Raw genomic sequence first — 7,721 nt, 5'->3', positions numbered from 1 at the left:
GGCCCTGCCTTCATGCGCCAGCCGTCCGGAGATCACTCGTGCGGGAAACCTGTTCGACCTCCACGTTCCATGATCGGTTGAGATACGGCTTCTCAGGGAGTGCTCGAACGGCGCGCAGTGGTCATCGGCAACCCCCAGCCCGGCTCCATAGCCGTTGCGCCACACGCACCACAGCAGCGGTGATGGCGAGCCGCGCAGCCGGCGGCTGCGGGCGGTCAGCTCCAGCAGCAGCAGGTAGAACCCGCCGGGGGTGTGCAGTTCCCGGCCCTGGGCGCCTATCTCCCAGGTGACGGTCTCCGACCAGCGGGTCGCTCCCCGCCGGCGCTTGACGATGACCACCTCGACTGCCCGATCTTCCAGCATCCGGTGCGCCACGGGCAGTTCCTTGACCGTCTCACCGTTGCGTTCGGACAGTGCGGCCGCGAGCAGCAACAGCGGAGGAAGGTCCCGCAGCGTCAGGAACAGACGGCCAGCCAGAGCAAGGCGTTCGGGCGCGAACGGGTTGGGGCGGGCGCCGGGCGGTGTGGGGACCTGGCCGGTGGCGGCCATCTGCTCCAGCATCCGTCCCAGGCCGCGGTCCTCCTCGTCCAGAGCCTGCGGGTCCCTCTGGTAGCGGCGCAGTATGTCCTCCCCAGCCCGGATGCGGTCGCGGATTTTGGCGGCATCCGCCCGCAGCGCAGCCATCAGCCGGGCCAGCTCACCGTCGGAGTATCCGCTCGTCAGCCGCTTGGTGGCGCCCGTCACCGGTGGGGCGGCGGTGCCAGTGGCCACCAGTGGCGTCCGGGGCGCGGGCAGGCGTCGCCGAAGGTGGTCGATCACCTGTGGTGCGACCTGCTCGCACAGACCGGGCCGGGTGAACAGCAGCCGGGCCCGGGTGAGGTCCTGGCGCGCGGTGGCCGGCGAGGTCGCCATCCGGTGGGCGTAGAAGGCTCTCACATGCTCCGGCGTGAGTTCGCCCGGCACCGTGGGCGGTTGGGGCAGCGAGCCGAGGAACCGCATCAGGCGGACCAGGGACCCCCAGCCTGTCCGCGCCGCGGCGTGGGTGCGCAGCCCTCCGGCCGGACCGGTCCGTGCGGCGAACGCGGCGGCCAGCGCCTGGTGCCAGCCCGGCAGCGGCAGCCGGGAGACGTCGAAGGTGGCGCGGCGGCCGTCGTCCCCGTGGAAGGCCACCACCAGCGTGCCGCCGGCTCCTTGCTGCACGGGCGCGGCGGGCGCGTAGGCGCCCGAGGGCAGTGCTGCCGGACGGCCCGGGCCTGTGCTGCCCCGCCCCCGCCGGCTCACTCGCTCACTCCGCCCGTGCTGGCTGGGGCGCACAGGTCGTCGCTGAGCCGCTGCATCGGCGTATCGCGCGGGTCCTCCCAGGTATCGGGCACCAGCGCCATGCGGGTTTCCATCTCCAGCTCCTGCAGGGCGTGCAGATACACGGTCGTCGTCACCACGGAGCGGTGGCCCAGCCGGCGGCGCACCCAGTCCAGCGGGTCACCGAAGATCCGCGTGTAGTGGCCGCGCTGGCCTTCGTTGAACTCGCCGAGGGCTGCGATGTGGCCGCGCTGCAGTTGTTCCAAGGCCACCACGGCGAAGCTGTGCCGCAGCAGATGGGCATGACAGGACAACGCGACTCCGCGGGCCTGGCAGCGCTTGTTGGCATCGGCGAAGACGCTCTTCCACGTCGACACCGCCAGCGGCTGCCCGCCCTCCCCGAGCCAGAACAGCGCTGGCTCCAGGCCGCCCTCACCATCCACCAGCAGCCGGCGCCGTTCCCCCGCCGTGAGCTCGGTCAGGTGCACCACGCGACCGGTGCTGCTCCCGGTGACCCGGGCCAGCTGCGGCCGCGACAGGTCATCGACGACCAGCGGACGGCGCCATCGGCGGTAGACACCGGCCGCGCGGGCGTCCTCGACCACTTCCGCCCGGTCCAGCTCCGCATAGGCCGCCAGCTCGCCCACCACACTGTGCGGGACATAGATCCAGCGGGCGGAGAAGTACTTCGCGATCGCCCCCGGCAGCCAGAACCGCTGATAGCCGCCCGCCCCAGGCCCGGTGGGCATCTCCAGCCTCGTCAGGTGGGCCTGCTCGGACAGCCGCATGCCGGTGCGCACCATCAGGTCGGCGAACGCCGCGTTCCGCGCCGCCCAGCGCCCCCGAAACCGCCGCAACGGCAGCCCGTCGGGCCCGTATCCCCGCAGTCCCACGTCCCGCCACAGCCGGTACGACGCCGGCGGCAGCCACTCGATGCGCTCACCGCTGCGGTCATGGGCATAGGTCGCCGGAACCGTCGCCTGAACGCGGGCGGCAGACGGCACGCCCCAGGGCGCGGCCCTGGACAGCCGGTGCGGGATGGGCACCGCGCCTACCTGCCCCTGCCGGACGGCCCACCCGTAGAACTGGTTGACGTGGGACACGTCCTGGCTCCACGTGCCGCCCGACACCCGCGGCCCGGCCGCATCCCGCCTCCGCCAATGGTGAAAGGCCAGATGATCAGCCTCGGTGACCTCCCGCCACCCCCGCCCGCCCCGCGCCCGGTACACGAATGTCAAAAACGCTGCCAAGGCCCGGGCCCGGTTGGCGTTGCTGTTCCATGGCGCGACCACCAACTGCGGCCGCTGGAAATAGGAGTTCAACACCACGTCGTACTCCCATCGCGGCGACAGCAAGAACGGCAGCCCGTCCGGCAGGCCCGCCTCGTCCAGCCACGCACTCAGGTCGCCTGGAAGCCCCTGTAGCTCTGGCGCGACAGTCTGAGGCTGCACGACATCCCGCGAAACGAAGTGCACAGTCCACACCGGCTCACGCATCCTGGTGCTCCTCTCAGTGTGAACACGGCCTACTTGCGGAACTGACGATCGCTTGTGCACGGTCGGTCACTGACCACCAGATGTCCTCAAGCCAAGCCCCGCACAACTGCCCCACCCGGAAAACCGGTGAATGCGTCATCAGCGAGGAGCGGATGCTTCAAGATGGAGCGGGGTTGCCATCTGCCGGACACCCGGAAAAGCGGTTGCCCCCACCTCCTCGTAGGCGTCCGGTGCTGGTCGCCGTACTCACGTACCGGGATGTCCTGTATCGCCCGCCGCCTGGACCGGCAGCCGGGCCGCACCGTACGCCTGCCCTGGGCGGCTTCGCGCTCCCCGTTCACGACCCGCCGGCCTATAAGCCCTACCGGAAGGGCACCGTGGAGGCCCTGAAAAGCGCGGTAGAACAGATGCTGCTGGTCTCTCTGCCCGGGCTACACGCGGTATGCCCGCCCCGCGCAGGCATACCGGCCGGATCCGGTGGAGGATCTGCTGTCCTACCCGGACTTCGTCAGGGTCCTGCGGCCACGGTCGTGGTCGGCCGATGCGGCCAGGCCGTATTCTGTGCTGTCGTCTGCCCGTGCACTCGGATGCGGGCGAGGTACGCGAGATATACGCCCTGCGTACGCTCTGAGGAGGCGGCGCGGGTATTGCGCGTCTGGATTATGTCCACCGCATGCCGATGGCGGACAGCTGCTCCATTCGCTCCGGGGACAGCGTCGAGGCCCGGCTGCGCTGGTTCCCGATCCATGCACCGAGCCGTAGCTGTCGCTCCCCCTGGCCCCCGCCAACGATCGTCTCGATGTGCTTGCGCGGTACGCGCAGGTGCCCTTCGCGCTGGTAGTACTGGGTGGCGGCGGCAAGATTGAGAGCCCACTTGTCCGCTTGGCTGCGCCGCGGCGCCGGTTTCTCGTCGTCGCTGGCGGGTTGGATGCCGAGGATGTGCTCCAGCATCCACTGCTGCACCGTGGTGAGCTTCTCCCAGCCCAGCCGTTGTGCTCGTACCCACCGCCCCAGATCCTCGCCTTGGTGCACAACGTCGCCCGGCGTCATAGGCAGTGTGCCGCTGGCTTCGAGGTGCTGGCGGGTGAGGTGGAAGGCGCGTTGCCATTCCACGGGCCAGGTGGGGCACCAGGCGGGGTCGATGTCGTCCAGCTGCTCGCGGCGCTCCTCCGACAGGGCGCCGGCCGCCGACTGAACCGGCAGTCCTTCGGCACGCCGCCGATCGTTCTCGGCAGCCTTCCGGGCGGCGGCGCGGGCGTTCTTCAGGAAGATCCCTACCCGGTACCCCTTGTAGGTGGCGTGCAGCGGCGCCAGGAGGTGGCCCGCTTCCGCTGCCCACTCGCGCGCCGCCGCGAGACCTTCCTCCCACGCGACGTCGAAGTGCGACCACACCATGCCCAGCTTCTCCAGCTGCGCGATGCGCTCGGCGTCCATAGCCCCGCGGGCGTAGAAGCGGCGAGCGTCGGCGATCCATTGCCCCAGTGGGAACCCGACGAGCGCGGCCGGCCACCCCTCGGCCTCCACCGCCTGGTCGTGGCCGCCGGGCACCCGGTAGGTGAACGGCACCTTCAGGTCGCTGTGTTCGCGGGCGTAGATGACGGCGGCTTCGATGCCGCGCCGCCAGTGCTGATGCTCGGGGTTGAGAACACGCAGGTTGATGAACGCCGCCAGCTGCGCAGGGTCACGAGGCGTGCTGAACTTCAGTAGTTCCCGGGCCGGCACCGAGAGCCGGTTGCTTCGGTCGTCCTCGGCAGCTTCGCCTTCCTCGCCCCATGAGCGGCTCTGTACGCCTCTGACACGGCTGCGCGCTTGGGGCTCGGCCAGTGCCTCCAGGACGCGGGCGTCGTGCGCGCGGAGAGCTTCCAAGAGCCTGGCCAGGCCAGCGAACGCCCTGCTGGTGAGCATGTTGTCCGCTGTCTCGCCGGGTCCGAGCAGGACAGGGACGACCAGCGAGGCGACCTTGCCCTCGCCGGGGTGGATGCGTAGGGCGCGGCCGACGGCTTGGACGAGGTCGGGCATGGAGCCACGGACGTCCGCGAAGTACACGGAGTCGCAGCGGGACGTATCGATGCCTTCGCCGAGCACCCTCACGGACCCAAGGAACGTCTTCTCCACGACGGTGCCGTCAGCGGCGATCCCTTGGGAGAACTGGTCCAGGACTCGGCGCCGGTGGTGGGGCTTGTGGTCGCCGCACAGCCAGTTGGCCCAGATCGTCTTGGGGTATAGCTCGGGGTCGGCGGCGTGCAGTTGCGCGGCGACGTGAGGGAGGCCGGACGCGAACGCCTCGGCCTCCTTGACGACGTGGTGGAAGACCAGCGTGCGCCGGAAGTTCTCCTCGGCCGACGCCTTCACCAGCGCGGTCTGCAGCGCCGCGAGCCGGGCCCCGCGGACCTCGTCCGAGCGGCCCTCAGCGCCCAGAAGCTGTGCGGCCTGGAGTTGGGTGTCGGTGATGTCCACGCACACCACCTGGTAGGGGGCACAGATTCCCCTGTCGATGGCATCCGAGAGCGTCAGGGTGAAGCACCTGGCGCCGAACGGCCCGTCCGGGTCGTCCTCCATGCTCGCCACCAGCTCGCCCGGCGCGCCCTGCTCCTGGTCCCCGTCCAACTGCCACAGCCGGGGCGTGGCCGTCATGTAGAGGCGGCGCAGGGCGGGGATGCGGGTGTTGTCGTGGACGACCGCCCACGGCCTGCCGATCCGGCCCGAAACCCTGTGCGCCTCGTCCACGACGATCAGCGACCACGCCGGAAGGCCGGCGGTGTGCGCGCGTTCCAGGGTGCCGAGCCCGAGGGAGGCGTAGGTGGCGAACACGGTGACCTTGTCGTGCGGTCGCACCCAGTCGACCAGCTCGTCCGCGTCCGTGGTGTTCGGGAAGGACGCCTCCTCACCTCGCAGGGACGACACCCCGATCATCGGGCCTGTGCGGCCGCCCTCACGCCAGGCGGCCTCGGTCTGCGCGAGCAGGTCCAGCGAGGGCACGAGGACCAGCACACGGCCCGCCCGCAGCTCCTCGGCGCTGCGCACGGCGACGAGGGTCTTGCCCGATCCGGTCGCCATGACCACCTGTGTCCGCAGCCCTCGCTCGGGCACAGTAGATCTTGCAGGCAATTCAAGGGCACGCAGTACCGCGTCCACGGCTTCTCGCTGGTGGGGGCGGAGTTCCTTCACTGCCATCGACCGGCTTTCTGCTGTCTGTCGGAGACCGGTGCAGCCTCGCCAAGTCCCTTGGCAAGGCTGAGCAATGATGTCGTGCGGCTGAGAAAGGTCACGGACCGCCGCGGGGGACAGATCCGACAGCTGACGGTGATCACGGCCTCGGACACCTCCACTGGTGGTACCTCACCAATCCAGACTATATCGCAATTAAAAAATGAAGCATAATAAATCGAGAAAGACAGGACGCAGCATGATGGTTTCCAGCGCGGGGGACCTTCTGCCGTCCGTGCCCGCATCGAACAAGAGTGGCCCGCAGGCCCCGGAAGACAGGTAGGCGCCGGCTGTGACTGCCGAGTGGTACGTCCTCATCGAGGAGGACACCCGAACGACGAAGCGCCCCGACGGTGTGGAACTCAGGCTGCACCGGTGGATGCTGGTGGGGACCTATCACATCGGCCAGGACGAGGCGGAAGCGGTGGCGGCGGCCGAGGATGCGGCTCTCAACTACATACCGGGGGTGCTGGCCCGGCATGCGCTGCCGGGAGACGAGCCGGCCCGTCACGCGTTCCTGACTCAAGACGGTGCGTGGGTGGTGCTTGTGAGGCAGCGGCACCGTGAGTGCCATATACGGGTGACCACGGCCCGGCTCATGCACTCGCAGGAAGAGAAGGAAGCGCCACCGAAAAGCCTGAAGGAGAAATTCCGTAGCGCCTTGGAAGGACCACCGCCTCTTCCGAAGCCGTGGACGCCGCCAAAGCAACTCGGAACGAGGCTGAACCGACCGCCCTCCTCGTAGCCGGCTAGGCCCGCGTCAGCGGGCCCACGGTCGTGGAGGCGCAGCCGTAAGGCCGTCATGCGGGGGAGCGCAGCGGACGCGCCGGCCAGGCTGAAGCGAAGCGGAAGCCCGGTAGCAGGACAGAGTCCCGCCGGTCCGTGCGCTGCGCACCGCCAGGGCTCCCGCAGAGTCCAGGGCTCGTAGGATCCCCTGTCATGGACTGGGGGCCGATCGTCAGCACGTCACTGGGTGCTGTCATCGGCATCGCCTCCACGCTGGCGACGGATCAGATACGGACCAGGCTGCACGGCAGCAGCTGTACGGCGATTACCTGGCCGCTCTCGCCCGGACGAGGAACCAGCTGCGGATGGCGGCCAGGCCGACGGGCCTGTCAGATGAGGAACGCGTCCGCAGGGCTGCTGAGGCGTTCCACGAGGGGAATGCCTATGAACTGCGCTATCAGATTGCGGTGGTGGCGCCCAGGGAAGTTGTCGAGGCGTCGACTGCAGTGTTTCGGTCCCTGCGCGACCTGAGGGACCTCGTGGAGGCAGGAGCGCTCCATACCAGTGAGGACTACGCGCAGGCCCGGAACAGGTGGGAGCTCCTGCTGGCGGAGTTGCGGATCGCAATGCGACGGGACCTTGGCAGGCAGGTCTTCTAGCCACCCGGCCTCTGTTGGGCCGGCACTCCACCCAGCCTGGCTAGCCCGCCCCTGCCACCCCCTGTAGCTGCCCGGGCCGCAGGCCCGTTGACCGTGCCCCGCGAAGCGGGGCCGGTCTTTCGTGGCGCGCAGCGCCACCCGGTGACCGGAGCGCAGCGAAGGCACCGGATGAGGGCGAAGCCCTCACCGCTCCAGGGAGCGCAGCGAACGGAGCATCACCGGCCCTGCGCAGCAGGGCCGGTGAGCTGACCGCGCAGCGGTCAGCTAGCGCTCCCGCGGAGCGGGAGCGCAACACCCGCGCGCAGCGCGGGTGTTCGCTTGCACATCGCGCAGC

General features: G+C 69.7%; 4 protein-coding genes and 1 pseudogene. 2 read left to right on the top strand and 3 right to left on the bottom strand.

The genetic code is table 11. The annotated features are described in order from the left end of the window. From ACIBA9_RS38015 to ACIBA9_RS38005, 3 genes and pseudogenes are all read right to left on the bottom strand, one after another. Nucleotides 1-1,281: pseudogene (locus tag ACIBA9_RS38015) on the bottom strand (hypothetical protein); the annotation flags it as partial. Continuing rightward, nucleotides 1,278-2,795 carry an integrase gene (locus tag ACIBA9_RS38010; RefSeq protein ID WP_399370338.1) on the bottom strand — a complete coding sequence of 506 codons (1,518 nt, stop codon included), beginning with the start codon at nucleotides 2,793-2,795 and terminating at the stop codon, nucleotides 1,278-1,280. The pseudogene ACIBA9_RS38015 and the gene ACIBA9_RS38010, both read right to left, overlap by 4 nt. A gap of 660 nt (nucleotides 2,796-3,455) precedes the next feature. Next, nucleotides 3,456-5,969 (bottom strand): Helicase associated domain protein, encoded by a 2,514-nt coding sequence (locus ACIBA9_RS38005; protein ID WP_399370336.1) that lies wholly within the window; start codon nucleotides 5,967-5,969, stop codon nucleotides 3,456-3,458. Nucleotides 5,970-6,294: 325 nt separating this feature from the next. On the opposite strand from ACIBA9_RS38005, the gene ACIBA9_RS38000 reads away from it, so the two are divergent. Then, nucleotides 6,295-6,747: a hypothetical protein gene (locus ACIBA9_RS38000; protein WP_399370334.1), complete on the top strand. Its 453-nt coding sequence runs from the start codon at nucleotides 6,295-6,297 to the stop codon at nucleotides 6,745-6,747. A 346-nt stretch (nucleotides 6,748-7,093) separates the two neighbouring features. Further along, nucleotides 7,094-7,387 (top strand): hypothetical protein, encoded by a 294-nt coding sequence (locus tag ACIBA9_RS37995; protein ID WP_399370332.1) that lies wholly within the window; start codon nucleotides 7,094-7,096, stop codon nucleotides 7,385-7,387. Nucleotides 7,388-7,721 lie beyond the last annotated feature (334 nt).

Origin of the sequence: Streptomyces sp. NPDC051452 (genome assembly GCF_044454765.1) — a bacterium.
Taxonomy (GTDB): Bacteria; Actinomycetota; Actinomycetes; order Streptomycetales; family Streptomycetaceae; genus Streptomyces.
The sequence above is the reverse complement of the archived record's forward strand: the minus strand, read 5'-3'. Positions and strand labels throughout refer to the sequence as shown.

Excerpts from the sequence above, each read along its gene's own strand:
- ACIBA9_RS38005 (WP_399370336.1), bottom strand. The coding sequence starts at position 5,969 with ATGGCAGTGAAGGAACTCCGCCCCCACCAGCGAGAAGCCGTGGACGCG.
- ACIBA9_RS38010 (WP_399370338.1), bottom strand. The coding sequence starts at position 2,795 with ATGCGTGAGCCGGTGTGGACTGTGCACTTCGTTTCGCGGGATGTCGTG.
- ACIBA9_RS37995 (WP_399370332.1), top strand. The coding sequence starts at position 7,094 with ATGGCGGCCAGGCCGACGGGCCTGTCAGATGAGGAACGCGTCCGCAGG.